The sequence below is a fragment of the Streptomyces sp. NPDC088745 genome (assembly GCF_044751045.1).
GTDB classification, from domain to species: Bacteria; Actinomycetota; Actinomycetes; order Streptomycetales; family Streptomycetaceae; genus Streptomyces; species Streptomyces cremeus.
This window is the reverse complement of the sequence record NZ_JBIVLB010000006.1, coordinates 13,331-38,297: the sequence shown is the minus strand read 5'-3', so window position 1 is coordinate 38,297 and position 24,967 is coordinate 13,331. Positions and strand designations below refer to the sequence as shown.

General features: G+C 75.6%; 21 protein-coding genes. 10 read left to right on the top strand and 11 right to left on the bottom strand.

Annotated features, from left to right (window positions below; genetic code table 11):
- Nucleotides 1-82 precede the first annotated feature (82 nt).
- Nucleotides 83-1,303 (top strand): sensor histidine kinase, encoded by a 1,221-nt coding sequence (locus tag ACIP93_RS17610; protein WP_401759850.1) that lies wholly within the window; start codon nucleotides 83-85, stop codon nucleotides 1,301-1,303.
- Nucleotides 1,288-1,935, top strand: a complete 648-nt coding sequence (locus ACIP93_RS17605; protein WP_345219471.1) for a response regulator transcription factor — start codon at nucleotides 1,288-1,290, stop codon at nucleotides 1,933-1,935. The genes ACIP93_RS17610 and ACIP93_RS17605 overlap by 16 nt, the downstream gene beginning before the upstream one ends.
- A 67-nt stretch (nucleotides 1,936-2,002) precedes the next feature.
- Here the strand turns inward: ACIP93_RS17605 and ACIP93_RS17600 are convergent, their stop codons facing one another.
- Both ACIP93_RS17600 and ACIP93_RS17595 read right to left on the bottom strand, forming a co-directional pair.
- Nucleotides 2,003-2,818 (bottom strand): phosphotransferase family protein, encoded by an 816-nt coding sequence (locus ACIP93_RS17600; RefSeq protein WP_401759847.1) that lies wholly within the window; start codon nucleotides 2,816-2,818, stop codon nucleotides 2,003-2,005.
- A 43-nt stretch (nucleotides 2,819-2,861) separates the two neighbouring features.
- On the bottom strand, nucleotides 2,862-5,105 hold the full coding sequence (locus tag ACIP93_RS17595; RefSeq protein ID WP_401759844.1) for an MMPL family transporter: 2,244 nt from the start codon (nucleotides 5,103-5,105) through the stop codon (nucleotides 2,862-2,864).
- Nucleotides 5,106-5,373: 268 nt separating this feature from the next.
- Between ACIP93_RS17595 and ACIP93_RS17590 the strand changes: the two genes are divergently transcribed.
- Nucleotides 5,374-6,681: a sensor histidine kinase gene (locus ACIP93_RS17590; protein WP_401759841.1), complete on the top strand. Its 1,308-nt coding sequence runs from the start codon at nucleotides 5,374-5,376 to the stop codon at nucleotides 6,679-6,681.
- Entirely contained in the window at nucleotides 6,678-7,364 is a 687-nt protein-coding gene (locus ACIP93_RS17585) for a response regulator (protein ID WP_401759838.1), read from the top strand. Before ACIP93_RS17590 ends, ACIP93_RS17585 begins: the two co-directional genes overlap by 4 nt.
- 73 nt (nucleotides 7,365-7,437) lie before the next feature.
- On the opposite strand, the gene ACIP93_RS17580 is transcribed toward ACIP93_RS17585, so the two are convergent.
- Nucleotides 7,438-7,794, bottom strand: a complete 357-nt coding sequence (locus ACIP93_RS17580) for an STAS domain-containing protein (RefSeq protein ID WP_345219466.1) — start codon at nucleotides 7,792-7,794, stop codon at nucleotides 7,438-7,440.
- A 601-nt stretch (nucleotides 7,795-8,395) separates the two neighbouring features.
- Between ACIP93_RS17580 and ACIP93_RS17575 the strand changes: the two genes are divergently transcribed.
- The 3 genes from ACIP93_RS17575 to ACIP93_RS17565 all read left to right on the top strand — a co-directional run bounded on the left by ACIP93_RS17575 (nucleotide 8,396) and on the right by ACIP93_RS17565 (nucleotide 13,201).
- On the top strand, nucleotides 8,396-12,427 hold the full coding sequence (locus ACIP93_RS17575; RefSeq protein WP_401760595.1) for a SpoIIE family protein phosphatase: 4,032 nt from the start codon (nucleotides 8,396-8,398) through the stop codon (nucleotides 12,425-12,427).
- The gene (locus ACIP93_RS17570; protein ID WP_345219465.1) at nucleotides 12,424-12,744 is read left to right on the top strand and encodes an STAS domain-containing protein; all 321 of its coding nucleotides are present in this window, start codon (nucleotides 12,424-12,426) and stop codon (nucleotides 12,742-12,744) included. The genes ACIP93_RS17575 and ACIP93_RS17570 overlap by 4 nt, the downstream gene beginning before the upstream one ends.
- A 181-nt stretch (nucleotides 12,745-12,925) precedes the next feature.
- Nucleotides 12,926-13,201: a hypothetical protein gene (locus tag ACIP93_RS17565; RefSeq protein ID WP_345219464.1), complete on the top strand. Its 276-nt coding sequence runs from the start codon at nucleotides 12,926-12,928 to the stop codon at nucleotides 13,199-13,201.
- Here ACIP93_RS17565 and ACIP93_RS17560 read toward each other — a convergent pair.
- The 5 genes from ACIP93_RS17560 to ACIP93_RS17540 form a co-directional block, all read right to left on the bottom strand.
- Nucleotides 13,198-13,926 (bottom strand): GAF domain-containing protein, encoded by a 729-nt coding sequence (locus ACIP93_RS17560; RefSeq protein ID WP_401759834.1) that lies wholly within the window; start codon nucleotides 13,924-13,926, stop codon nucleotides 13,198-13,200. The genes ACIP93_RS17565 and ACIP93_RS17560 overlap by 4 nt on opposite strands.
- 191 nt (nucleotides 13,927-14,117) lie before the next feature.
- Nucleotides 14,118-15,158 carry an NAD(P)-dependent alcohol dehydrogenase gene (locus ACIP93_RS17555; protein WP_401760593.1) on the bottom strand — a complete coding sequence of 347 codons (1,041 nt, stop codon included), beginning with the start codon at nucleotides 15,156-15,158 and terminating at the stop codon, nucleotides 14,118-14,120.
- A gap of 61 nt (nucleotides 15,159-15,219) precedes the next feature.
- Entirely contained in the window at nucleotides 15,220-15,978 is a 759-nt protein-coding gene (locus ACIP93_RS17550; protein ID WP_401759831.1) for an SDR family NAD(P)-dependent oxidoreductase, read from the bottom strand.
- Between the two features lie 14 nt (nucleotides 15,979-15,992).
- Nucleotides 15,993-16,616 carry a TetR family transcriptional regulator gene (locus tag ACIP93_RS17545; protein WP_345219461.1) on the bottom strand — a complete coding sequence of 208 codons (624 nt, stop codon included), beginning with the start codon at nucleotides 16,614-16,616 and terminating at the stop codon, nucleotides 15,993-15,995.
- A 121-nt stretch (nucleotides 16,617-16,737) separates the two neighbouring features.
- Complete coding sequence (locus ACIP93_RS17540; protein ID WP_401759829.1) at nucleotides 16,738-17,331, bottom strand: TIGR03086 family metal-binding protein; 594 nt, start codon at nucleotides 17,329-17,331, stop codon at nucleotides 16,738-16,740.
- Nucleotides 17,332-17,587: 256 nt separating this feature from the next.
- Between ACIP93_RS17540 and ACIP93_RS17535 the strand changes: the two genes are divergently transcribed.
- Nucleotides 17,588-18,535: a helix-turn-helix transcriptional regulator gene (locus ACIP93_RS17535; RefSeq protein WP_401759827.1), complete on the top strand. Its 948-nt coding sequence runs from the start codon at nucleotides 17,588-17,590 to the stop codon at nucleotides 18,533-18,535.
- A gap of 179 nt (nucleotides 18,536-18,714) precedes the next feature.
- Here ACIP93_RS17535 and ACIP93_RS17530 read toward each other — a convergent pair whose 3' ends face one another.
- Nucleotides 18,715-19,830, bottom strand: a complete 1,116-nt coding sequence (locus tag ACIP93_RS17530) for a glutamate--cysteine ligase (RefSeq protein WP_345219458.1) — start codon at nucleotides 19,828-19,830, stop codon at nucleotides 18,715-18,717.
- A gap of 167 nt (nucleotides 19,831-19,997) precedes the next feature.
- Between ACIP93_RS17530 and ACIP93_RS17525 the strand changes: the two genes are divergently transcribed.
- Nucleotides 19,998-21,110: an alpha/beta hydrolase gene (locus tag ACIP93_RS17525; protein ID WP_401759824.1), complete on the top strand. Its 1,113-nt coding sequence runs from the start codon at nucleotides 19,998-20,000 to the stop codon at nucleotides 21,108-21,110.
- Between the two features lie 37 nt (nucleotides 21,111-21,147).
- Here the strand turns inward: ACIP93_RS17525 and ACIP93_RS17520 are convergent, their stop codons facing one another.
- Complete coding sequence (locus ACIP93_RS17520; protein ID WP_401759821.1) at nucleotides 21,148-22,767, bottom strand: hypothetical protein; 1,620 nt, start codon at nucleotides 22,765-22,767, stop codon at nucleotides 21,148-21,150.
- Complete coding sequence (locus tag ACIP93_RS17515) at nucleotides 22,767-23,429, bottom strand: ATP-binding cassette domain-containing protein (RefSeq protein WP_401759818.1); 663 nt, start codon at nucleotides 23,427-23,429, stop codon at nucleotides 22,767-22,769. The genes ACIP93_RS17520 and ACIP93_RS17515 overlap by 1 nt, the downstream gene beginning before the upstream one ends.
- Nucleotides 23,430-23,824: 395 nt before the next feature.
- Here ACIP93_RS17515 and ACIP93_RS17510 point away from each other — a divergent pair, with 395 nt between their 5' ends.
- Nucleotides 23,825-24,964 carry a PP2C family protein-serine/threonine phosphatase gene (locus ACIP93_RS17510; RefSeq protein WP_401759815.1) on the top strand — a complete coding sequence of 380 codons (1,140 nt, stop codon included), beginning with the start codon at nucleotides 23,825-23,827 and terminating at the stop codon, nucleotides 24,962-24,964.
- The last annotated feature ends 3 nt before the right edge of the window (nucleotides 24,965-24,967 follow it).

Below are 24,967 nucleotides of genomic sequence, written 5' to 3'. Positions count from 1 at the left end.
GCCACGGGGGGCCCGTCCGGCAGGCGGCGGGGAGTCGCCCCGGCCGCCGCCGCGCCGTCCCCTGCCGGGCTACCGTGCTCCCATGCGACCCACGACGGCCTGGCAGGCCATGGCACAGCGCCCCACGGGTTTCCTGGTGTCGGCGTGGCCCTGGCGGTCCCTGGCCTACCTGGTGGGGGGCGTGCTGTTCGGGGCGGCCGTCACCGCGGTCTTCGCGGTGGTGCTCGCGGCCGGGGCCGTGCTGCTGCTGGTGCTGGTCGGCGTCGTGGTCCTCGCCGGGCTCGTCCTGGCCGCCACCTCGGTGGCCTCGGTGGAGCGCCGGCGGCTCCGCCTGGTGGACCTCGACCCCGTGCCCGACCCGCACCGCGGCCCTCGGGCGCCGGGCCCGAGGGCCTGGGTCAGGCACCGGCTCACCGAGCACGTGACCTGGCGGGAGCTGGCGTTCACGCTGGTCTCGGCCACTGCCCTGTGGTGGCTCGACCTGCTGGTGCTGGGGTTCTGCTTCGGCCTGCCCGCCGTGTTCTTCGAGGCGACGGGCCCGCAGACCTGGCCCTGGACGGTCTTCGGCGTCCTCGTCCTGCTGGCCTCCCCGTACACGGTGACCTCGTGGGCGGGTGCGCGCGGGGCCATGACCCGGACGTTCCTGGCCCCCCGCGACCTGGAACTCCAGGAGGAACTGCGGGAGGTCCGCGCCTCGCAGGCACGTTTCCTGGATTCCTTCGACGCCGAGCGGACACGTATCGAACGCGATCTGCACGACGGCGCGCAGCAGCACCTGGTATCCCTCGGGATGACCCTCGGCATGCTGCGCCTGGACACCCCCGACGGCTCCCCGCAGTCCGAGCTGCTCACCCAGGCCGAGCAGCAACTCGCCACCGCACACCGCGAGTTGCGGTCGCTCATCCGGGGACTCAACCCGCCCGTCCTCGCCGACCACGGTCTCGTCGCCGCCGTCGAGGACTACGCGGGCCGCTTCCCGATACCCGTCACCGTCGACCTGACGCTCCCTCAGCGGCTGCCGAGGAAGCTGGAGTCGACGCTGTACTACGTGATCAACGAGGCGCTGACCAACATCGCCAGGCACAGCGGCGCCGGGTCCGCCGCCGTCCGGGGCCGTTACCATGCCGACGTGTTGATCCTCGACATCACCGACGACGGCCACGGCGGCGTGGACCCCGGGGCGGGCTCCGGCGTCACCGGGCTCGCCGACCGGGTCGCGGCGCTCCAGGGCCGGATGCGGGTGTCGAGCCCGGTCGGCGGTCCCACCCTGCTGCACGTGGAGGTCCCTTGTCGCTTCGCCTGATCGTGGCGGATGACGCCGTCCTGCTGCGCGAAGGCCTGGTCGGGCTGTTGCGGCGGGTCGGGCACGAGGTGGTGGCGTCGGTCGGCGACGCGGACGCCCTGCAGGCGGCCGTGCGTGCCGAGCGCCCCGACCTGGTGGTGACGGACGTGCGCATGCCGCCGACCCTGACGGACGACGGCCTGCGGGCGGCGGTGCGGCTGCGCGAGGAACTGCCCGGGCTGCCCGTGCTCGTACTGAGTCAGTACGTGGAACGGTCGTACGCGCTGGGCCTGTTGGACTCCGGAGGGGGCGCGGCCGTCGGCTACCTGCTCAAGGAGCGGGTCGGCGCGGTCGCCGACTTCATGGGCGCCGTCGACCGGATCGCCGCCGGCGGCACGGTCGTGGACCCTGAGGTGATCCAGCAGCTCGTACGCCTGCGGCAGGACCCCCTGGAACGGCTCAGCCCCCGCGAGCGCGAGGTGCTCGGCCTGATCGCGGAGGGCCACTCCAACTCCACCGTCGCCGCCCGGCTGTGCGTCAGCGACGCGGCGGTGAACAAGCACATCGGCAACATCTTCAGCAAGCTGGACCTCCCGACGAACACCGAGGGCCACCGCCGGGTCCTCGCGGTCCTGGCCTTCCTCCGGTCCTGACGCGGCGACCCGCCAGGCGCGTGCCCCGGCGGCGGCGCCCACGGGCGGGCGCGGCCGTGGGGCCGTCTCACGCCTCGCGGGCGGCCCGGAGCCGTCCGAGCTGTTCCACGCCCAGCCGCCGCCCGTCGGGGAACCGGTCGTGCCGGTCCCAGCGCCAGGCGGTGACCATCGCCGCCACCAGCGTCCGGCACTGCCGCAGCAGCGCGGCGTCGGCGCCCGGGTAGTGCGCGCCGGTCTCCTCGTCGGCGTGGGCGAGGTCGAATTCGACGGGTCCGCGGCAGTACGTCTCCAGGTCGATGAACACCGCCCCGTCCTTCGTGCTCAGCACGTTCCCCGGATGCGGCTCCCCGTGCAGCAGTTGGCCTGCCCCACCCAGGCCCCGGCTCGCGCCGCGCAGGGTGCGGGCGAGGAACCCCCGGTCGCCGTCGGTCAGTTCGGGGCTGCGCTCGCGGTCCTCCACGACCCGCAGGGCCTCCGCGACCCGCTCCGTGACGTGCGGCGCCGGGAGGTCGACGGCCCGCATCCCGGCGTGCAGTCGTACGAGCGCGTCCGCGTACCGGGCCGGGGAGAGCACCCCCACGGGCCGGTAGTACGTCCACAGGGTGACGACGAAGCCGTCCCTCCCGTACGCCCGGGGCGCCGCCCTCGGATCGAGCGCGGCCACCGGGGCCCCGGCCGCCGCGAGCCGCTGGGCGAGGTCGACCTCGTGCTCCGCGACCTGGTCGTCCACGGGGGCCACCCGGGCCAGCACGTCACACGGCAGCAGCCGCAGCGCCAGCTTGTTCGAGTCGTGGAGTACGGTCACGTCCTCGGCGTCCAGCCCCAGCGAGGCGGCGGTCTCCACGGCCGCGCGCACCGCCCGTGCTCCCTGGGCACCCCGCATGGTGTCTCCTTCGCTCCGCCGGTCGGCCCGCACACCGTAACGCTCACCGGGGGGCGGCCGCCCACTCCTTTCGTTCCTCCCGTCCCTGGCTGCCGTCGTCCCCGTCGGCCCTGTCGGCCGTACGGTGCCGGGCCCTTCCGCCCCGCTCCGGCCCCGGGCGCAGCGGCCACCACAGGGCCCGGCCGAGGAGGGCCGCCAGCGCGGGCACCACGACCAGCGCCAGGACGAGCGCCGAGAGCAGGATGCCCAGCGTCATCGCGAACGCGATCTGCGCGCTGCCCGGCGTGGCGGAGAGCGTCGCGAAGGAGCCCGCCAGGACCAGCCCGGCCGTGGCGACGGCCGGCGTGGTGTGCCGCAGCGCCCGGGCGACGGCGGCCCGTGCCCCGCCAGGCCGCCGCATCTCCTCCCGTATCCGGTCGGCGACGAGGATGTTGTAGTCGGTGCCCAGCGCCACGACGAACAGGAACAGCACCAGCGGCAGGGTGAAGTCGACGCCCGTCCCGCCGAGCACGTGCTGGAAGAGCAGGGCGGCCGCGCCCAGCGTGGCGGCGAAGCCGAGGCCGACCGCGAGCATCAGGACCACGGGGGCGAGCAGGCTGCGCAGAAGGAGCAGCAGGATCAGGGTGATCAGGGCCGCGGCGACCGGGAAGACGATGCGCAGGTCGTGGTCGACGGCGGTGGCGATGTCCGCGAAGACCGCCGCCGTGCCGCCGACATGGGCCCTGGTCCCCTCGGGCGTGTGCCGGGCCACGGTGTCGCGCAGCGGGCCGGAGACCAGGTCGCGGGCCTTCTCGCTCTGCGGGTCGGCGGTCGGGTGGAGGTCGATGCGGGCGGTGCCGCGGTCCTGGCTGAGGACGACGGGGGCGGTCTTCCCGACGCCTTCGACCCCGGCGAGCGCGCGGACCAGGCCGTCGAGCCGGGCGGGGGCCAGGGCGCCGCCGTCGTCGGCGGTGACGTACACGCTGGTCGGGTCGGACACCCCGGCGGGCAGGACGCGGGAGATCTCGGCGGCGGTGGCCGCGGCGGCGGTCCGCGAGCCGGACGCGTCCCTTCCGTACTCCATGCGGATGCCGGTCAGCCCGGCGGCGAGTGCGGCGAGCAGCGCCAGGGAGGCGGCCAGCATCAGCAGCGGCCGCCGGGTGACGAGTTCCCCGAAGCGGGCGGCCCGGCCCGCGGCGGGCGTGCGGTCCAGGGTCCTGGACGGCCAGAACATGGCGCGTCCCGCGGCGGCGAGCAGGGCGGGCATCAGGGTGAGGCTGCCGAGCAGCATCACCAGGACCGCGACGGCGATGGCGGGGCCCATGGAGCGGAACTGGCCGAAGGTCGCGAGCCCGAGCGTGGCGAACGCGGCGACGATCGTCAGCGCGGCCGAGGTGATCGCGGTGCCCACCCGGCCGGAGACCTGCGCGGCCGCTTCGCGGACCGGCTGGGCGGGCTTCTCCCGGAGCTGTTCGCGGAACCGGAAGAGCAGGAACAGCAGGTAGTCGATGCCGATGCCGAGCAGCACCACGTTGATCAGCCCGGGGGTGCCCGCGTCGAGTCGGCGTCCGGTGAGCAGCGCGGCGCCGGCGACGGCGCCCGCCGCCACCGCGCCGATCAGGGCGACCGCGATCAGCGGCAGCACGGCCGCGAGGACGCTGCGGAAGGCCAGCACGTTGAGCAGGATGATCAGGACCGTGACGAGGACGCCGCCGACGGTCGTGGCGACCTCGTGGTCGTCGGTGGTGTCGACGAGTTCGGGGAGATCGCCGGTGAAGCCGGTGCGCAGGCCCGCCGCCGCGAAGTGGGCCCGGGCGTCGTCGCGGAAGGCGCGGTAGACGCCCTGCACTCCCGTGTCGGAGGGGCTGCCGGTCAACCGCACGCTCAGCAGGGCGAAGCTCCGGTCGGGCGCGGTCGCCGCGGGGGTGACGGCGGGCGTCTGGGAGCGGTCGGGCAGGAGGAACCTCGGCATGTCGTCCTCGACGGGCATGACCACCCGCCGCCCGCTCAGGGCCCTGGCCCCCGCCGCGATGTGCTCGCGGTCGGCGGCGGCGAGGGGTCCGCCGTCGGTGCGGGCGACGAGGACCGTCAGGGCGGTGGCGTCGGGGTCGTCCCCGAACTTCTCCTCCGCGAGGTGCTGGGCGGCCGCCGAGTCGTAGCCGCGGGGCAGGAAGTCAGCGGTGCGGTGCTGGGTGACGCGGGACATCAGGGTGGGGATCAGGGCGCTGAGCACGATGCCGAGTACGGCCCACAGGGCGATGACCTTCCAGGGGTTGCGGGTGGCGTACCCGGTCAGGGTGCGGATCACGGGGTCCTCCGGCGGACGGATCGGTGCGGATGGTCGGAAGGGGCCGGCGCTGGGGTCGCCCGGCCTGTCTCCAGACCATCAGCCGCGGCGGGCGGGGGCGTCGTGACGCCGGACGATCCGGGGCCGGGACCGGGGTCCTGCCCCGGCCCCGGACCAGGACCCTGCTCCTACTCCCGGCCCCGCTCCTGGTCAGGGCCCGGGACGGGACCGCGCGGCACTGTGCGACCCTGTGCCGGGGAGCCGCGAGGCCGGACGCAAGGGGGCGGGCATGCCGAGGTACCGACACGGGGGCCCGGCCGTGCCGCCCATTGCGCCGGAGGACGAGGACGCCGATCGGCCCTGGACGCGCAACGACGCCCTGGTGACCGGCGGCGCCTGCGTCATGAACCTGCTCAGTTACGTGTTCTTCGACGGCTCCGGCACCGCCCACAGCGTGCACGCGGCGGGCTTCCTGCTGCTCGCGCTCGGGGCGCTGCCGCTGCTGGTGCGGCGGCGGCAGCCGGTCGCGGCCTTCGCCGCCGTGCTCGGCCTCGACGCGGTGGCGACCGTGACCGTGCCGCTGCCGCAGCACGTCGGGGCGGTCCTGGTGGTCGCCCTCTACACGGTCGGCCGGGCCCGTCCCGGGTGGGTGACCGGGTGCGCGGCAACCGCGACCGCGGCGGTGACGCTGGGGAGCCAGAGCGGCGGGCGGCTTCCGCCGTGGCAGGACGCCGTGTACCCGCTCCTGACCACGCTGCTCGTCGTCGGCACGGCGCTCGTGGTGAACCGCCGGCAGCGGGAGGTCGCGGCCCACCGCAGGCTCCTCGCCGACCGCGCCGTGGCCGAGGAACGCCGCCGCATCGCACGGGAGTTGCACGACATCGTCGCCCACCACCTCACCACCATGCAGCTCATGGCGGGCGGGGCCCGCGCCAACCTCGCCCGGCCCGAGGTGGCCCGTGACGCCCTGGTCACGCTGGAGTCCTCGGGGCGGCTCGCGCTGCGCGAGATGCGTCAACTCCTGGACGTCCTGCGGGCGGACGACGAACCGGGCGGCGGGCCGGGCGGCGGGCCGGGCGGCGAACCGGGCGGCGCGCCTGCGGTGCCGCAGCCGGGCGTCGACGACATCGGGCACCTGGTCGACGAGGCCCGCGCGGCCGGACTGCCGACGGACCTCACCGTCGAAGGGCCGCCTCTCGCGCTGTCGCCGACGGCCGGGCTGACGCTGTTCCGGATCGTGCAGGAGGCGCTCACCAACACCCGCAAGCACGCCGGGACCGCACGCGCCGACGTGCGGCTGACGTATCGGCGGGACGCGGTCGTCGTGGAGGTGCGGGACGACGGCGCGGGTACGGCCGTGCGGAGCGGGAGCCCCGGTTACGGGCTCGTCGGGATGCGGGAGCGCGTCGCGCTGCACGGCGGCAGCCTGACGGCCGGCCCGCGCGGCGGCGGGGGGTTCGGCGTGCGCGCCGAACTGCCGGTGGCCGAGGCCGCCCTGGAAGCGCCGCGGGCGGCAGACCCGGACCCGGCGGGTCCGGTCCCCACAGGCACGGACCCGGCGGCCCCGGTCCCGGCGGGCAGGGAGTCGCGCGGATGACCGGTACGGCCCGCCCCATCACCGTCCTCATCGCCGACGACCAGCCGCTGGTCCGGCGCGGGCTGTCGCTGATCCTCGCCCCCGACCCCGGCTTCGAGGTGGTCGGCGAGGCCGAGGACGGCGCACGGGCCGTCGCGCTCGCCGGGCGACTGCGCCCGGACGTGGTGGTGATGGACATCCGGATGCCCGTGCTGGACGGCGTCGCCGCCACGCGACGGCTCGCGGCCGAGCTGCCCGGCTGCCGGGTGCTGGCCCTCAGCACCTTCGACATGGACGAGTACGTGGTGGGCGCGCTGCGCGCCGGGGCCTACGGGTTCCTGCCCAAGGACAGCTCCCCGGAGGACCTGGCCGCGGCGATCCGCACCGTGCACACGGGTGAGGCGGTAGTCGCCCCGCGCCTGCTCACCCGGCTGATCTCGACCTACGTCCGCAGACCGGGCGGCACGCCGCCGTCGGCCCCGGGGGCGGGGCACGACACGCTCACGCCCCGCGAGGTGGAGGTGTGGCGGCTGATGGCCACCGGCCTGGACAACACGGACATCTCTCGGGCCCTCGGCCTCAGCCCCTCCACGGTCAAGAACCACATCACCAGCATCTTCGACAAGCTGGCCGTACGGGACCGGGCCCAGGCGGTCGTCGCGGCCTACGAATCGGGACTGGTCGCCCCCGGCGGAGGCGGATGACCCGGCATCCGGGGGCGGGAACGGGCCCCCCGGACGCGGCGGTCGTCCCGTGCGGCCGACCGCCGCGGCCGTCTCACGAGGCCAGCACCTCCAGCGCCTCGTCCACCGTCGGCCGGAACGTGAACACCTGGTCCAGGCCGACGATGCCGAAGACGTGCGCCAGGTCGGCCCGCAGGCCGGTGAGCAGCAGACGCGACCCCGTCGCCTCGGCCTGGTGGTGGGCGGTGATGAGCACCGTGATGCCCGTGGAGTCGCAGTAGTCGAGCTGCGCGAGGTCGATCACCACGGGTGCTCCGGGCCCGAACGGCGTGTGCCTCAGTGTGTCGGTGAACTCGCTCGCGGTGTGGTGGTCCAGCTCTCCGGCCACGGTGAGCACGGTGGCACCGGAGGCGTGGGGGGTTCGGGTGACGGTCAGGACGGGGATCTTCACCTGTTCTCCTGGTCGGGCACGTAGGTGGCGGCGGGGCGGGCAGGGCGCTCGGCGCGGTCGTCGTTCACTCCCGTACCCGGATCGGCGCACAACGTGCGGGCCGTGGCTGCGCGCCCTCGGCCGACGAGCCCGGGAACGGCACTGTCCGGCCTGGTCACCGCCACCTCCCCGCCATTCTCCGGCCCTTGTCCGCAGTATCCTCACATCTTCCGGCAGCGGGTGCGGATTTCTCCTACTGTGGGGAGATCGAACTCCGTGGGGCGGCCGATTCCGCCGCGCATTTCGGAGCAATCGCCCCTTTGTCGGACGTAACACGTACGAGCGAAGCACGCCTGTGGTACCGCGCGCCCCGGGGCCCACGGACGGGAAAGAGGAGTGTCCGGTGACGTATGCCGAAGGTCACGATGCCGAAGGCAGCGACGCCGGGGGCCCCGGTGCCGGGAGCCGAGGCGTACCGGAGCCCGACGTGTTCGCGGCCGACGACGAGGTCGGGCGCGACCTCGCCGCCGTGGACTGGGCGGCGACCGCCGTCGGTCCGCCCGACACCTGGCCGCAGAGCCTGCGCACGGCCGTCAGCATCCTGCTGTCGTCGCGGTTCTCGATGTGGATGGCCTGGGGCCCCGAGCTGACGTTCTTCTGCAACGCCGCCTACCGCCGGGACACCCTGGGCGGCAAGTACCCCTGGGCGCTCGGCCGTCCCGCCGGCGAGGTGTGGGCGGAGATCTGGGACGACATCGGGCCCCGGATCGACACCGTGACGGCCACCGGGCAGGCCACCTGGGACGAGGCGCTGCTGCTGTTCCTGGAGCGCTCGGGCTATCCGGAGGAGACGTACCACACGTTCTCCTACAGCCCGCTGCGCGATGACGACGGCGATGTCGTCGGCATGCTGTGCGTGGTCAGCGAGGAGACCGAACGGGTCATCGGCGAGCGGCAGATGGCCACCCTGCGCGACCTCGGCTCCGACCCGAGCGTGGCCCGCACCGAGCAGGAAATGCTGGCCTTCGTCGGCGGGCAGCTCGGCCGGAATCTGCTCGACCTGCCGTTCACGCTGACGTACCTGTTCGCGGAGGACGGCTCGGCGCACCTGGCCGGGACGACCGGCATCGCGGCCGGCCACCCGGCCGCCCCGCCCGTCCTGGCGGCCGACGACCCGCACCCGGTGTGGCCGGTGCGGGCGCTCGCCCGGGGGGAGTCGACGCCGGTGGCGCTGGACGGCGGGCCGTTCGCGGACCTGCCGGGCGGGGGCTGGCCGCAGCCGCCCCAACAGGCGCTGGTGGCACCTCTGTTGCAGCAGGGGGGCACACCGTACGGATTCCTGGTGGCGGCGCTGAACCGGTTCCGGCCGCTGGACGCGGGCTACCGGGCGTTCGTCGAACTGGTCGCCGGGCACGTCGCGGCGGGCGTCGCGGGAGCGCGCAGCTACCAGGCGCAGCAGCGGCGGGCCGAGGAACTGGCCGAGCTGGACCGGGCCAAGACCACCTTCTTCTCCAACATCAGCCACGAGTTCCGCACCCCGCTGACCCTGATCATGGGGCCGGTGGAGGAACTGCGCGGCCGGCTCGCGCAGGCGGGGCCGCAGGTGCGCGAGGAACTGGAGGCCGTGCACCGCAACGGACTGCGCCTGAGCAAGCTCGTCAACACCCTTCTGGACTTCTCCCGCATAGAGGCCGGACGCATGCAGGCCCGCTACGCGCCGGCCGACCTGGCGTCCGTGACGGCGGAACTGGCGAGCCTGTTCCGCTCGGCGGTGGAACGGGCGGGGCTCCGCTTCGAGGTCGACTGCCCGCCGCTGCGGGAGCCGGTGCACCTCGACCGGGACCTGTGGGAGAAGGTGGTCCTCAACCTGCTGAGCAACGCGCTGAAGTTCACCTTCGAGGGGTCCATCGCGGTGCGCGTGCGCGCGGAGTCCGGCCACGCGGTGGTCACGGTCACCGACACGGGCATCGGCGTCCCGGCCGCCGAGATGCCGAAGCTGTTCGAGCGCTTCCACCGCATCGAGAACGCCCGGGCCCGGTCCAACGAGGGCAGCGGCATCGGGCTCGCCCTGGTCAGGGAGCTGGTGGCACTGCACGGCGGCACGATCACCGCCGAGAGCACCGAGGGCGAGGGCACCTGTTTCACGCTGCGGGTGCCGTTCGGCAGCGCCCACCTGCCGGCCGAGGCCCTCGCGGCGCCCGCCGGGGCCCTCGGGCCCGCCGCGGCGGACGCGGTCTCCGGGGAGCCGTCCGCCGCGGCCGACCCGTACCTCCAGGAAGCGCAGCGCTGGCTGCCGGCGGACGACGACGTCCAGGACCCGTCGGCCTCCCCGGCCGCCCGCACCGCGGCGTCCCCCTCCGCGGCCCCGTCCGTCTCCGCCGACGGCCCCGCTCCGGCCCGGGTGCTGGTCGCCGACGACAACGCCGACATGCGCGACTACCTGACGCGCCTGCTGCGCGGGGCCGGTTACCGGGTGAGTGCCGTGGGCGACGGGGCGCAGGCCCTGCGGTCCGTCACCGAGACCCCGCCCGACCTGGTGGTCAGCGATGTGATGATGCCCCGCCTGGACGGGCTCTCCCTGGTCAAAGCGCTGCGCGGCGATCCTCGTACGGCCGCGGTGCCCGTACTCCTGCTGTCCGCGCGGGCGGGCCAGGAGGCGTCCATCGAGGGCCTGGAGGCGGGGGCCGACGACTACCTCGTCAAGCCGTTCGCGGCGGCCGAACTCCTCGCGCGGGTACGGGCGAACGTGGAGCTGGCCCGGATGCGCACCCACCACGCCCGCTGGCGCACGGCGCTCGTGGACTCGCTCCAGGAGGCGTTCTTCGTCTGTGACGCGGAGGGCGCCGTCATCGAGATCAACACGGCCTTCACCGACATCCTCGGCTTCGGCCCGCAGGGCCTGCCGTACGAGTCCGCCCACCCGTGGTGGCCGGACCCCGAGACGGAGCCCGACGCGCACCGCGCGGTCGCCGAGGCGTTCGCCGCCCTGCCCGGGCAGCAGCACAAGGGCGGCCGCACCCTCCCCGTCCGCCACCGGGACGGGCACCGGCTGTGGGTCAGCGCGACCCTCAACCGGGCGCGGGACCCCGAGTCCGGCAAGAGCGTCACGGTCGGCACGTTCCGCGACGTCACCGCCGAGCACTACGCCGTCCAGCGCGAGAGCGCCCTCGGCGCCCTGAGCACGAGCCTGTCGCAGGCCGCGAACCTGCCGGACGCGCTCGCGGGCGCGCTGGAGGAACTGCGCGGGCTGTGGCGGGCCGAGGCCGTGCTGGCCGCGCTCTTCACGGGCGGCGACGAACCCGCCCTGACCGCCGCCGGGCAGGCCCCCGCCTGGGAGCGGTTGCCGGCCGAACAGCGCCGGGCCCTCACCGGCCTGCGGGACCACCCCCTGCTGTCGCCCGTCGCCGACCGCGCCGGGGCCGGCATCCTGCTGGAGCACCCGCAGGGTCCGCTGGCCCTGTGGATCGACCTGGGCGGCCGGCGCCTGTTCACCGGCGAGGACCGGCTGCTGCTCTCCCTGCTCGCCGGACGCCTGGCCCAGGGCCTGACCCGCGCCCACCAGATCGACCAGCAGCGCGAGACGGCCATCGAGCTGCAACGGGCCATCCTCGGCCCCTCGCAGCTCCCGGACGGTTTCGCCGTGCGGTACGAACCGGCCACCCAGCCCCTGGAGGTCGGCGGCGACTGGTACGACACGGTCGCGCTGCCCGACGGGCGCATCGGCATCGTGGTCGGCGACTGCGTGGGACGCGGCCTCCAGGCGGCCGCCGTGATGGGCCAGCTCCGCAGCGCCTGCCGGGCGTTGCTGCTCCAGGACGCCCAGCCCTCCCGCGCGCTCATGGCCCTGGACCACTTCGCCGCCACCGTCCCGGGCGCCCTGTGCACGACGGTCTTCTGCGGTGTGCTCGACCCGGGCACCGGCCGGCTCACCTACTCCAGCGCCGGGCACCCGCCGGGCATCCTGGCCCGCCCGGACGGCGGCACCCAGCTCCTCGACGCGGGCCGCTCCACGCCGCTCGCGGTGCGCCCGGGGCATCCGCGCCCCGAGGCGGACTGCACGATGCCCGCCCGGGCCACCCTGCTGCTCTACACCGACGGGCTGGTCGAGCGCCGCCGCCGCCCGCTGATGGACGGCATCCACCGGGCGGGCGCGGCCGTCCAGGAGGGCCGGGACACCTCCCTCGACGACCTCGCCTCGCTGGTCATGTCACGTCTCGCCCCGGCCGGGGGGTACGACGACGACGTGGCCGTGCTGCTCTACCGCCACCCCGCCCCGCTGGACGTGGCCTTCCCCGCCGAGTCCGGCCAACTGGCCCCGGTGCGCAAGGCGTTGCGCAGTTGGCTGAGCGCCTGCGAGGTGCCTCCGCAGATGCTCCAGGGCGTCCTGGTCGCCGCCGGGGAGGCCTGCGCGAACGCCGTCGAGCACGGGCACCGGCACGCCCCCGGCGACATGGTCAGGCTCCGCGCCGAGGCGCGGGTCGACACGCTGCACCTGAGCGTCGCGGACTCGGGCCGCTGGCGGACGCCCCGCCCGGAGACGAACGCCCACCGGGGGCGCGGGGTGACGCTGATGCGCGCCATGATGCAGCAGGTCACCATCACGCCCGGCCCGTCCGGCACCACCGTCGACATGCACGCGAGGATTCCCCGATGACGACACCGCTCACGCTCACCCCCGGCCGACGCCCGGACGGCACCGCCCTCCTGACGGCCGTGGGCGAGGTGGACATGAGCAACAGCGCCGTCCTCGCCGCCGCCCTGGAGGACCCGGCGCGGCGGCCCCTCGTCCTGGACCTGACGGCCGTCGAGTACCTGGACAGTGCGGGGCTGAGCGTGCTGTTCGCGCACGCCGACCACGTCACGCTGGTCGCGGCGCCGCTGCTGACGCCGGTGCTGGCCATCTCGGGACTCACCGAGCTGACGACCGTCCACGACGCGCCGCTGGACGCGCCGCCGACCCGCCACGCCTGACGGCCGCGCGCCGGCGGCCCGGCGAAGAGCGGCGGAGCACGGACGGGGTACGCGCCCGCCGACGGGCCCGGTGCCCGCGCTCCCGGGGTTCCCGAGACGGGCCGGACCCCGTCGTCCTCCTTCGAGTGATCCCCGGCGGGCCCGCCCCGCCCCGCGTGCCCCGGGTGCTTGGCTGCACCCCATGCCGCACTCCCCCCGCACCGCCCTGTCCCCGGCCGCCCGCATCGCCGCCGGACTGCCCCTCCTCGCCGCCTCGCTGCTGCTCACGGCGACCGCCGCGCACGCCGCACCGCTGCCTCCCGCGCGGTCCGCCGCCGACGCCGGCCCCTGCTTCGCCGTGGAGACCCCACCGGGTCACGTCTGTGTCCCCGCGCCCAAGCAGTGCTTCGCCGCCCCGTGCCCCCAGTACGCGTTCGTACCGGCGACCGAGCCGTATCCGGTGCCGCCGATGCGCTAGCAGCTGTCCGCGCCGTCCGACGGCGAGTCGCCGCCGCAGCCCGACGCCATCACGTCGGCCGCCAGCTCGGGCAGCGGCCTGCCGCTCGCGAAGGCCCTGGCCCGCAGCCTGGCCAGGGCCTCCGCCGCGTCCACGTCCCACCGTTCCATCAGCACGCCCACGGCCCGGCGGGTGGTGCCCCAGTGGGCGTCCAGCATCTCCTCGGGCTGCCACCGGGGCAGCCGGTCCTCCGTGCTGTGCGTACGGCTTGCCTCCAGCAGCACCTCCAGCACCGCGGCGGACGCCCGCAGGGCCCGCCCGACGCTCCGCGCGGTCAGCCGCCGGGGCCGGAAGGAGAACAGGTCGACCGACCCCACGGCGGGCGACGACCCCAGCGGGAACCCGCTCAGGGACCCGATCTGCGGAAGCTCTTCCCGCAGCCGCGCGCCGAAGACGGGCCACCGCCCCGGCTCCTGCCGCACGTCGGGCCACAGCATCGGTACGCCCTCCGCGCACGCGGACACGCACGGCCCCTCCGCGCACTCGAACTGAAGCTCCTCCAGGCGCACCGCGACCGGCCCCGTCGCCGCCAGCAGTTGCCGCTCCGGTGTGTCCGTGGCCAGGGACAGCGTCACCCCGTCCACCTCCAGCACCGCGCACAGCGCGGCGGCCAGCCGCTGCGGCAACAGGGTGAAGTCCCCCTCGGCCGCAGCCCGCACCCTGCGTGCCTCCCGCGATTCGGGCATGCCGCTCACCTCGACGCTCACCCCCGCACCTGACGCGCGGGGTCACCGCTTCGGGTACCCCTGATCAGGCCGGGCACCCGCGCCGCTCCCGGGCGGGGGCCGGACCGGCCCGCCTCCGAGTTCCCCGTGGTGTCATGCGTCCGCCCCCGATGCGTGTGCGGAACGGGGGCGGACGGACGTACGGGACGGGCTCAGCCGTGGGGAAGGAGCACCGCGCGGCCGTTGACGCGGCCCGCGTGCAGGCGCTCGTACACCTCGGGCGCCCGGTCCAGCGGGTAGGTCTCCACGTGGACGTCGAGCACGCCCGCGCGCGCCAGGTCCAGGACCTCGATCAGCTCGGAGCGCGAACCCCAGTACGGGGCGCGGAAGGCCGCGTCGTACGGGACGACCCCGAAGCCCACCGGGGCCGCGCCGCCGCCGATGCCGACGACGGTCACGTCGGCCTCCACCCCGGCGCAGGCCGACGCGGTGGCGACGGTGGGCGGGGCGCCGACGAAGTCGAACACGGCCTGCGCGCCCAGGCCGCCGGTGAGTTCGCGGACCCTGCCGGCCGCGTCGGCGTCGGAGAGCACCGTCTCGTGCGCGCCGACCTCGCGGGCCAGGTCCAGCTTCTCCTCGGTGACGTCCAGGGCGATCACCCGGGCCGGGGTCAGGGCGCGCAGCAGTTGGATGGCGACGTGGCCGAGACCGCCGGTGCCGATGACGACGGCGGTGCTGCCGGGGGTCAGCTTCGGCAGCGAGGTCTTGATCGCGTGGTACGGGGTCAGGCCCGCGTCGGTGAGCGGCACGGCGGTGACCGGGTCGAGGCCGCCGAGCGGGACCAGGTGCCGGGGGTCGTCCACGACCATGTACTCGGCGAGCGCGCCCGGGGCGCCGAGTCCGGGCGGGCGGATGCCGAGTTCGGCGGCGCGCAGGCAGTAGTTCTCCTTGCCCTGCGCGCACATCAGGCAGCTTCCGCACCCCCACGGCCCGTACACCGCGACCGGGTCGCCGATCTCGAAGCCGGTGACGCCCTCGCCGAGCGCGGCGACCGTGCCCGCGCCCTCGTGGCCGAGGGTGAGCGGCAGCGGGAAGGGCAGGGACTCGGCGGGCCAGCTCATCACGGCGATGTCGGAGTGGCAGACGCCTGCGGCGGTCACCTTCAGCAGCACCTGCCCGGGGCCGGGCTCGGGCCGGTCGACGGTGACGACCTCGGGGGCCTCGCCGACGGTGCGGTACTGGACTGCCTTCATCTGGGGGGACATGGGGAGCTTCTTTCTCGCAGCCTGGGTGGGGGGACGGCCGTACGAAGGGTCAGCGGGCCGCGTAGCCGCCGTCGACCAGGTGGTAGCTGCCGTTGACGAACGAGGCGCGGTCGGAGAGCAGGAAGAGGGTGAGCTCGGCGACCTCCTCGGCGGTGCCGAGGCGGCCCTGCGGGTGCAGGGAGATCAGGTGGTCGCGCTGGGCGTCGTCGCCGCCCCGCAGGAGCGGGGTGTCGATGAAGCCGGGGGCGACGGCGTTGACGCGGACGCCCCGGGAGGCGTACTCGACGGCGGCGGTCTTGGTGAGGCCGACGACCGCGTGCTTGGCGGCGGAGTAGGCGGGGGAACCGGCGAAGCCGTTGGTGCCGAGGATGGAGGACATGTTGACCACCGCGCCGCCGCCGGAGGCGAGGATCAGGGGGAGTTCGTAGCGCAGGGAGTAGAAGACGCCGTTGAGGTTGGTGTCGATGACGCGCTGCCAGTCCTCGATGCCGTACTCGCCGGTGGGAGCGGTCGCTCCGGCGATCCCGGCGTTGTTGACGGCGAGGTGGAGGCCGCCGAACTTCTTGACGGTGAAGTCGACGGCGGCGCGCACCGACGCGGGGTCGGTGACGTCCACGCCGACGGCGGCGGCCCTGCCGCCGGCCGCGACGAGGGCCTCGGCGGTCTCCCGCGCGCCCTGTTCGTTGTGGTCGGCGACGACGACGGCCGCTCCGGCCTCGGCGAGGCGACGGGCGACCTCGCGGCCGATGCCGGAGGCGGCGCCGGTGACGAGCGCGGTCCTGCCGGCGAATTCAAGCGTGCTGTTCATGGTGGTACCTGGTTTCACTTGCCGGGGGTGGTGCTGGGTGCGGGTTCGTCGGCCAGGGCCGCGAACGCCGTGTCGATCAGCTCGGGAAGGGGGGTGGTCGCGCCGGGGGCGGTCCAGAACCGCACGGCCGTGCCGAAGGCCCCGACGGCGAGCGCGACGGCGAGCGCGGGACGCAGGTCGCGCTCCGGGTCCTGCCCGAGGCGCTCGGCCACGATCCGTACGGACTCGCTCTGCGCCTCTTCCCGTACGTGTCCGTAGGCGGCCCGCAGCGCCGGCTCCTGGTGGAGCAGGTGCAGCAGCTCGGCGGCGCGGGACCGGCGGGGCCAGGCGGGCGGTTCGCCGTCGAGCCAGGTGTGCAGGGCGCGGTGGTAGGCGGTGAGGGGGGCCTCGTCGGCGGGGCGGGCGGCGAGGGCCGCGTTGATCCGGGCGAAGTCGGCGCGCAGGGCGTCGGCGACAGCGTCCTCCTTGCCGGAGAAGTACCGGGTGAAGGTGCGCCGGGAGACGTCGACGCGGTCGCTGATCGCTTCGACGGTGACGCCGTCGAGGCCCCTTTCGAGCACCAGGTCCACGGCGGCGGCCGCCATGGCCTCGCGGCTCTCCTGGACTTTGCGGACCCGGCGGCCCTCGGGGGTGCTCATGTATTCGACTGTACTCCTCGAAATGTCCCACCGGGACAGTTGGCCCGGTGGGACAGGAGAGGTGTGTCACATTATGCGGTCATATCAGCCCGAGGGCCTGAGGGAGAGCGCGACTCGCGGCTCACGGGGTGCGGCCCGCCCAGGCGACCAGCTTCTCGACGGCCGGGGCGTCGGCGGGGACCTCCACCACCGGGCCGAACGGCACCGCGCCGCCGCGGCGATCGGCGGGGATGGCACGCCGGGCGGTGGCGGTGCAGAGGGCCACGACCTCCGGGTCCCAGGCGGGGCGCAGACCGGTCGCGGTGGCCAGGTCCCAGGTGTGGACGGTGAACTCCGTGGTGAAGGCCAGGGCCGCCGCCGCGCCGGGAAGGGTGCCGAACGGGAGGGTCAGCGGGCGGGCCAGCACCGCCGGGTCGGCCCAGGCGTCCCGGGCCTCGCGGACGGCCTCCTCCCAGGCCTTCGGGAGCGCGTCGTCGGTGACGTCCTCGGCGACGGTGGGCGCGCTCAGGGTGTCTCCGCCGTTGGCCGCGAGGGCGATGCGGCGGAGAACGGCGACGAGGTGGCGGGCGAGGCGGCCGACGGTGAAGTCGGGGCACGGGGTGGGGGATGCGAGCTGGTCGGGGCGGACGGCGACGAGGGTGTCGCCGGCGAGGGCGACGGCCGCCCAGAGGGCGGGGCGGGGGTCGGTGGTCGAGATGGCCTCGGGCTGATTCATGGCTTCATCCTGGGAGGTGAAGTGGCCATCTCCTGGCCACTTTTCCGGAGGTGTCGCGGGAGAATTCGCGAGGGGCCCCCAGGGGCCCGCTTCGCGCACCGATGGCCTGCGCCCCGGGCGGCTCGGGCGTCTCGGGTTTCCCGGGTGCACCGGGCGTCCCGGGCGACTCCGTAGCCCCGCACCCCCGCACCCCCGCGCCCCCACACCCCCACGTCAGAATGGCCCCCATGACTCGCCCCGCGCCCCGGTCCCGCCGATGAGAGCCGATCGGCTCGTTGCCGCGCTGCTCTTCCTCCAGACCCGCACCCGGGTCACCGTCGCCGAAGTCGCCGCCGAGTTGGAGGTGTCGGAGCGGACCGCCCGCCGGGACCTGGAGGCGCTGGCCTCCGCCGGGATTCCCGTGTACGCGCAGCGTGGGCGCGGCGGCGGGTGGTCGCTGGTCGGCGGGGCCAGGACCGACCTCACCGGGCTCACGTCGGAGGAGGTCCGGGCCTTGTTCCTGCTGGCCGGGCCCGCGGCGGCCTCGCCCGAACTCCGTACCGTGGTAAGGAAGTTGATACGGGCGCTCCCGGCGCCGCTGCGGTCCGCCGCCGAGGCCGCCGCCCAGGCGAACGTGCACGACGGCACCGACTGGGCCCACACCGCCGTCACCGCCGACCGGTCCCGGCTGGTCGTCCTCCAGGGGGCCGTGGTGGGCGGCGTCCAGGTCCGGCTCGGGTACGCGGGTCCCGGAAAGCCGGAGTCGCTGCGCACCGTGCACCCGCTCGGCCTCGCCTCCAAGGCCGGCGCCGACTACCTGCTGGCCGACACGGAACGGGGCCTGCGGACCTTCCGGCTCAGCCGGGTGACCTCCGTGGAGCCGACCGGGGAGCCGGTGGTGCGGCCGGCGGGGTTCGACCTCGCCACCGCGTGGCGTTCGCTCACGGCACGGCTGGAGGAACGGATGCACGCGGCGACCGTGCGCGCCCTGGCCGAACCCGCGTCGCGGGCGATCCTGGAGCGGGTCCTCGGCGGGCTGCTGCGCATCACCGGCACGCATGCCGACGGCCGGCTGGAGATCGAGGTCGACGGTCCCAGTGTGGAAGTCGTCGCTGAGCGCCTCGCCGGGCTCGGGCGGCGCGTCGAGGTCGTCGGCCCGCCCGAGGCCCGGACACGACTGGCCGCGCTGGCGGAGGAGCTGGCGGCCCTGTACGGACGTACCTGACGCTTCGTCACCTGCGCGCAGCACCCGCACCGAGCAATGCCCCGACCGGGCCGGGCCTCCCGCGCGGGACGCTGGTTCCGCTCAGCCCGCGAGCCTCGCCAGGACGTGGACCCCGTGGTCACGGTGAGCACGGGGTCCGCCTGCTCCCCTCCCGGGACCTGCGGCGGGAGGCCGGGGCCTCACGCCGCGCTGCGGCGCACGCACTCCGACACCGTGCGGCGCAGGCTGCCCGTCTCCTTGAGGAGGGCCCGCTGCACCTCCGCGCCCGTTCCGCCCTTCAGGAGTTCGGCGGTGGCGCGGCGGACGTCGTCGGTGTCGCCGGCGTCCTCCAGGGCCGGGCCGACATGGGTGAGCAGGGCCTGGACCACGTCGGCCGCCGGTTCCGGGTGCAGGGTCTCGGGGTGCACCAGGCGGTCGGTGAGGCCCGAGCGGGCGGCGCGCCACTGGGCGAGGCGCAGCGGCCCGACGCCGTGCGGAACGGGCGGCTCACCGGCGCGGTGGGCGCGGGCGGCGGTCTCGACGAGGCCGCGGGCCAGGGTGGCGAGGAGGACGGTCGTGGAGGCCTCCAGGCAGACGTCCGCCACCCGGATCTCCACGGTGGGGAAGTTGTGGGAGAGCCGGGCGTCGAAGTAGACCATGCCCTTGTCCTTCAGGACGCCGGTCTCCAGGAGGTCGGCGACCTGCCGGTGGTAGTTCTCGGCGGAACCGAAGATCTCCACCGGGCCGGCGGACGGCCAGCGGCCCCAGACGCGGTTGCGGTAGCTGTTGTAGCCGGTGTCGGAGCCCTGCCAGAAGGGCGAGTTGGCGCTCATGGCGGTGAGGACGGGCAGCCAGGGCCGGATGCGGTCGAGGACCTGCACGCCCTCCTCGTCGGACTCCACGGAGACGTGGACGTGGCAGCCGCAGGTGAGCTGCTCCTGCACCGGCATGCCGAACTGCTTCTCGATCCAGCGGTGCCGGTCCCCGGTGTTGACGGTCGGACTGACGGTGAGCGGCGAGGTGGCCAGTGCCACGGCCGCCGCTCCCACCTCCTGCGCACGCCGTCCCGCCTCCGCGCGCCAGCGCCGGATCTCCGCGCCCAGGTCGCCCATCGAGAACTGCGGCCGGGTCGCGAACTCCAACTGCTCTCCGTGGAGCTCCTTCTCGAAGACGTCCTCCGCGTCGGCGTCCTGCGCGGGCACCGCCAGCACGGCCGAGGACACCGCCCGCGACTCCCCGGACTCCGGGTCGACGAGGAGAAGCTCCTCCTCCACTCCCACACTGCGCACGATGCGGTCCTCCATCTCGCTGTACATCTCGCCGCACCGCACCGACCAGGGGCGGAGGCGTTCGAACCCTGCGGACCGGTCGTCCGCGGTACGGGCACGCAGACACCGGTTCCCGGACCTCCGCCCGGCATGCCTGCGGATTTCCGCACACCACACGGACGGGTGCGGCGGCCGGGTGTGGTTGGCTTCGCGCCATGGACGCGCAGAGCACCGGCGGGGACCAGGACCGTACGCCGCCGCCACCGGACGGCAGCACGTCGCGGCGCGGAGACGCGACGGGGGGCGGCGGCACGGTGCGAGGCGGCGGCGCGCCGCCCGTGCCCGCTCTCGATCCCGAACTCGCCGCCGTACGAGCGGGCTCGGCGTCCGCCGAGCCGCTCACCGCGCACAACCTCGCGTCCCGGCAGGCGCGGGACGCCGCGTCCCGGCCCCGGCCGACGGCGGCGGATCTGCGCGCGGACGGCCGCTTCGAGGTGAGCGAACTGCGGGTGCCGGGGCCGCCGGGCGGTCCGCGGGTCACGCTGGTGAGCGCGCGCCCGGCCGGGCTCGCCGGGCCCCGCCCCCTCCTCCTGTACCTGCACGGCGGCGCGCTGGTCATGGGCAACGCGTGGTCCGTCCTGCCGACGGTGCTGCGCGAGTGGGCCGAGCCGCTCGGCCTGGCCGTCCTCTCGGTGGAGTACCGGCTCGCCCCCGGCACGCGGTACCCCGGGGCGCTGGAGGACTGCTGGGCCGCCCTGACCTGGGCGGTCGCCAACGCCGACGCGCTCGGCGTCGACCCGTCACGCCTCGTGCTGGGCGGCAAGAGCGCGGGCGGCGGGCTGGCGGCGGCCCTGGCCCTGCTGAACCGGGACCGGGGCGGGCCGTCCCCGCTGGGCCAACTGCTCCTCTCCCCCATGCTGGACGACCGCAACGACACCTTCTCCGCCCACCAGCTCTCGGGTCACGACGTCTGGGACCGCGCCTCCAACTCCACCGCCTGGCAGGCGGCGTTGGGCGACCTGCACGGCTCGACGGAGCTGCCGCCGTACGCCGCCCCGGCCCGCGCGACGGACCTGTCCGGGCTGCCCCCGGCCTACGTCGAGGTCGGGTCGGCGGAACTCTTCCGGGACGAGGGCGTCGCGTACGCGAACGCGATCTGGCGGGCGGGCGGGGACGCCGAGCTCCATGTGTGGCCGGGGGCCTGCCACGGCTTCGACGGTCTGGCCCCGCGGGCGGCCCTCACCCGGGACGCCCGCGACACCCGCACCCGCTGGCTGCGCCGCCGTCTCGCGGGCCGGCCCGCGGGCCCGGACGCCCGGCCGGAGTGACGCCGGACCCGGGCGCGCCGACGGGGGGCGTACGGGGTCAGCCGAGCAGGGTCAGGAGGCGGGCCCGTGCCGTCGCGAGCACGCGGCGGCGCGGCTCGCCGTGCAGCCGCCCCGCCACCGCCCCGCCCCACCCGAGCATGACCGCCCCGGCCAGCAGCAACAGGGCCAAGGGGGTGGGAGGCAGGGTGTGTTGACGTACCGTCAGGAGCAGCAGGGGCGCGGACGAGGCCACCGCGCAGACCGCCCCCCGCCCGTACCACAGCACCGCCTGCACCGGCCCCGAATTGCCCAGCGGCGTCTCCCCGCCGAGCAGCACCTCCACCGGCACCGCTCCCCGGTACGCGCTGACCAGTGCCCCGCCCACCAGCGCCGGCACCGCCCCCAGCAGGGCGGCGTGGCCCGGCGTCCACAGCACCAGCGCGGCCCCGCCCGTCAGCACGCCCAGCAGCGCCCCCGGCAGCACCGCGTGCCACAGCGCCAGCGCGCGGAAGGAGTACGGCAGCCCCGCCGCCCGCCGGAAGTCGTCGCTCTCCAGGCGTGCGGGCTCCACGAACTGGGCCGCGGCCAGATACCCGGCGGCGAGCGCCAACACGCCCAGCGCCACCTGCCGGCGCCCGCCCTGCGCGGCCTGCCCGCACAGCCACACCGCGGCCCCCGCCCACAGCGCGCCCCACACCAGCCGTCCCGGCTCGCGCAGCAGCCCCGTCGCGTCCCGCCACGGCACGAGCAGCCACCGGCGGCGCGGCATCGGCAGCCGCGCCCACGGCCGTGCCCGGCCGCGCCGGGGCCCGCGCACCGTGGAGCGGGTCTGCCGCAGGTCCAGCGCGAAGAGCGAGGCGGTGACCTGCGAGGCGAGCGTCGCGCGGGCGCGCAGGGCCGCCGCCGGGATCAGCGGCGCCACCCGCCACGCCACGGCTGTCGCGCCCGCCGCGCACACCGCCGCGAGCCCCGCCCCGACCGGCCAAGGGCCACCGTGTCCCGCCGCCGCGACCAGTGGCTGCGCCGCCCACCCCCATGGCCCGGACCACAGCGGCAGGAACCCCACGCCACAGGCCACCGCCGCGCAGCCCGCCCCGAAGGTCCGGCCGCGGTACCCCCACCGTTCGACCAGCACCCCGGCCCCGACGCCCGTCAGCGCCGTGACCAGCCCGGCCCACGCGCCCGCCGCCGTCAGCGGGACGGGGCCGCCCGCCCCGGCGACGTGCACCACGTAACCCAGCACGGCGCCCACGGCCGACCCGGCCAGCGCCGACCGGAGCGCGGCCGCCCGCAGCCGGGGAAGCAGGAGCGGTCCGCGCGCGATCGGCAGCGGGAGGAGCCAGTGGACCGTGGGGAGGTCGACGCGCACGGGGCCCCGCCAGGCCGCGTTGCGCGCCATGAGCAGCAGGGTGAGGGCGAACAGCGCCGGCACGATCGACGGCAGCGCGGCCGTGACCAGGCGGGCGGTCTCCCCGTGCCAGTCGCCCCGGCCGCCCGCGCGGGCGGCGGCCGCGAGGAGGGGGCCGGCCCAGAACACCGCGAACAGGGCGACGAGGTAGACCACGTACGCGCTCTTCCTGCGGCGCTCCTGCCGGGACGGCGCACGCGCCTCGCGCAGGAAGCCGAGGGCGCGTGCCGCGGGGGACGGCTCCCCGGGGGCCGGTGCCGCGGCGGACATCAGCGGTCCGCTCCCACCGGTATGCCGTCCTCCAGCGTCAGCACCCGGTCGGCCACCGCGTCGGCCAGTGCCTCGTGGTGCGTGGCGAGCAGGATTGCCGTGCCGCGCTCCTTGTGCGCGGCCAGGCGGCGGCCCAGCTCCTTGCGGGCGCGGCCGTCCAGGCGCTGTTCGGGTTCGTCGAGGATCAGCAGGTCGTGCGGCCGTACGAACGCCGAGGCGAGCAGCATCGCCTGGGTCTGACCGGAGGAGAGGGCCGACGGCAGGACGCCGTCGTGCCCGGCGAGGCGGTGGTCGGCGAGGGCGCGGTCGACGGCGGCCTCGGCGTCCGTGCCGAGGCCGTGTGCCAGCGCGACCAGCATGAGGTGCTCGCGCACGGTCAGGTCGGGGTAGCGCGCGCCGGGGTCCATCACGGTGGCTACCCGGGCCCGGGTGGCGGGGGTGTCCTCGCCGACGGGGCCGCCGGCGAGGGAGACCCGCCCCTCGGTCGGTTCCTCGCGGCCCGCGGCGAGGCGCAGCAGTGTCGACTTCCCGGCCCCGTTGCCGCCCACCAGGGCCACGCACTCGGCGGGGGCGAGAGCGAGGGTGACCCCTCGGACGACCCACCTCTCGCCGTAGCGGCGGCCGACGTCGGTCAGTTGCAGGAGCGGGGGCGTGTGGGTCACGTGGAGTGCTTCCGTTCGTACGGGCAGAAACGCTTGCCACACACAAGTATCCGGACGGCGCCAGCGCGCCCGGCCGAGGGGGGCCGCAGCCCCCCGGCCGAACGCGGCCTGCTCGCCCGCTTCCCGGCGCCGCTGACGGGCCGCCCGAAGACGTGGTCGCTCGACCGCCCCAACTCCCCCGAGCGGAGCGTGCGTTGTGCGAACGAGCAGCGCGGGGCCGTCCTGCGCGCCCTGGCCGCGTACGCCGGCGACGCGCTCCTTCCCGTGGCGGTGGGGCGCGGCTGGCCCGGGACCAAGTGCTCTTCCCTTGGTGACCAAGGGCCCGCATGACTGCGGCGGCGGACGCGCAGGATGGGCAGGTTAGTCCGCGTTCCGTCACTCGGGTCAGGTACCGCATGCCCTCCTCCACTCCTCCGTTGCAGAGCGCCGTCGCCCGTGAACGCTGGCGTGCCCGGGCACAGGCATGGCTGCCCTGGGTGGTCTGGGCGGTCGCCGTGATCGCCGAGGTCCTGACGGGCAGTGACACCCGGCTCGGGCCGGTCCTGGCCGCGGTGCCACCGCTGGTGGCGGTCGCGCACGGCTGGCGGGCCGTGCTGGTGTCGGGGCTGGCCGCGACGCTGACCCAGCAGGCGTTCCTCTACGTGGTGGAGGCGGCGGAGACGGGGACCTGGACCACCGCGATGACCGCCATGTCGGGGGTGACGCTGGCCAGCGCCCTGTCGGCGGCCGCCCGGGTGCGCCGGGAGCGGCAGGTGCAGGAGCTGCACGACGTCGTCGGCGGGATGCAGCGCGCGCTGCTGCATCCGCTGCCGCCGGAGCTGGGCGGCTACCGGATCGCCGGGTTCTACCAGGCCGCGCACTCCGACGCCCGGGTCGGCGGCGACTTCTACGAGGCGCTGGAGACCCCGTACGGGCTGCGCGTGGTACTCGGGGACGTCTCCGGCAAGGGGCTTCCGGCGGTCGACGCGACGGTCACGCTGCTCGGGGCGTTCCGCGAGGCGGCGTACGAGGAGGCGGATCTCGGCCGGGTGGCGCTGGTGATGGACCGGGCGCTGCGGCGCAGGCAGCGCATCTCGGAGGACCACCGGTTCGCGACGGCGCTGATCGTCGAGGCGGGAGCGGACGGACGGCTGCGCATGGTCAACTGCGGGCACGTCCGCCCCCACCTCGTCGACGCGCGCGGGGCCCGTGAGGTCGCGCTGCCCACGTACGGACTGCTGGGTCTGTTCCACCTCGTGCCGAAGGGGCTGCCGGAGCCGGTCGCGCATACGCTCGCGCCCGGCGAGTCGCTCCTCGTGGTCACCGACGGCGTGACCGAGGCCCGGGGCGAGCGGCGTGACTTCTTCGACCTGGCGGCCTTCCTCACCGGCCCCGCCCCGAGGCAGAGCCCGGTCGCACTGAAGGAGGCGCTGCTCGACGCCCTCGCCCGGCACACCCGCGGCCACCTCTCCGACGACGCGGCGGCGCTGGTGCTGACGCCCGGGGAGGGCGGGGTGACGCGCGCCGGAGGTACGGACGCGCATCAGGAGGGGTGATGA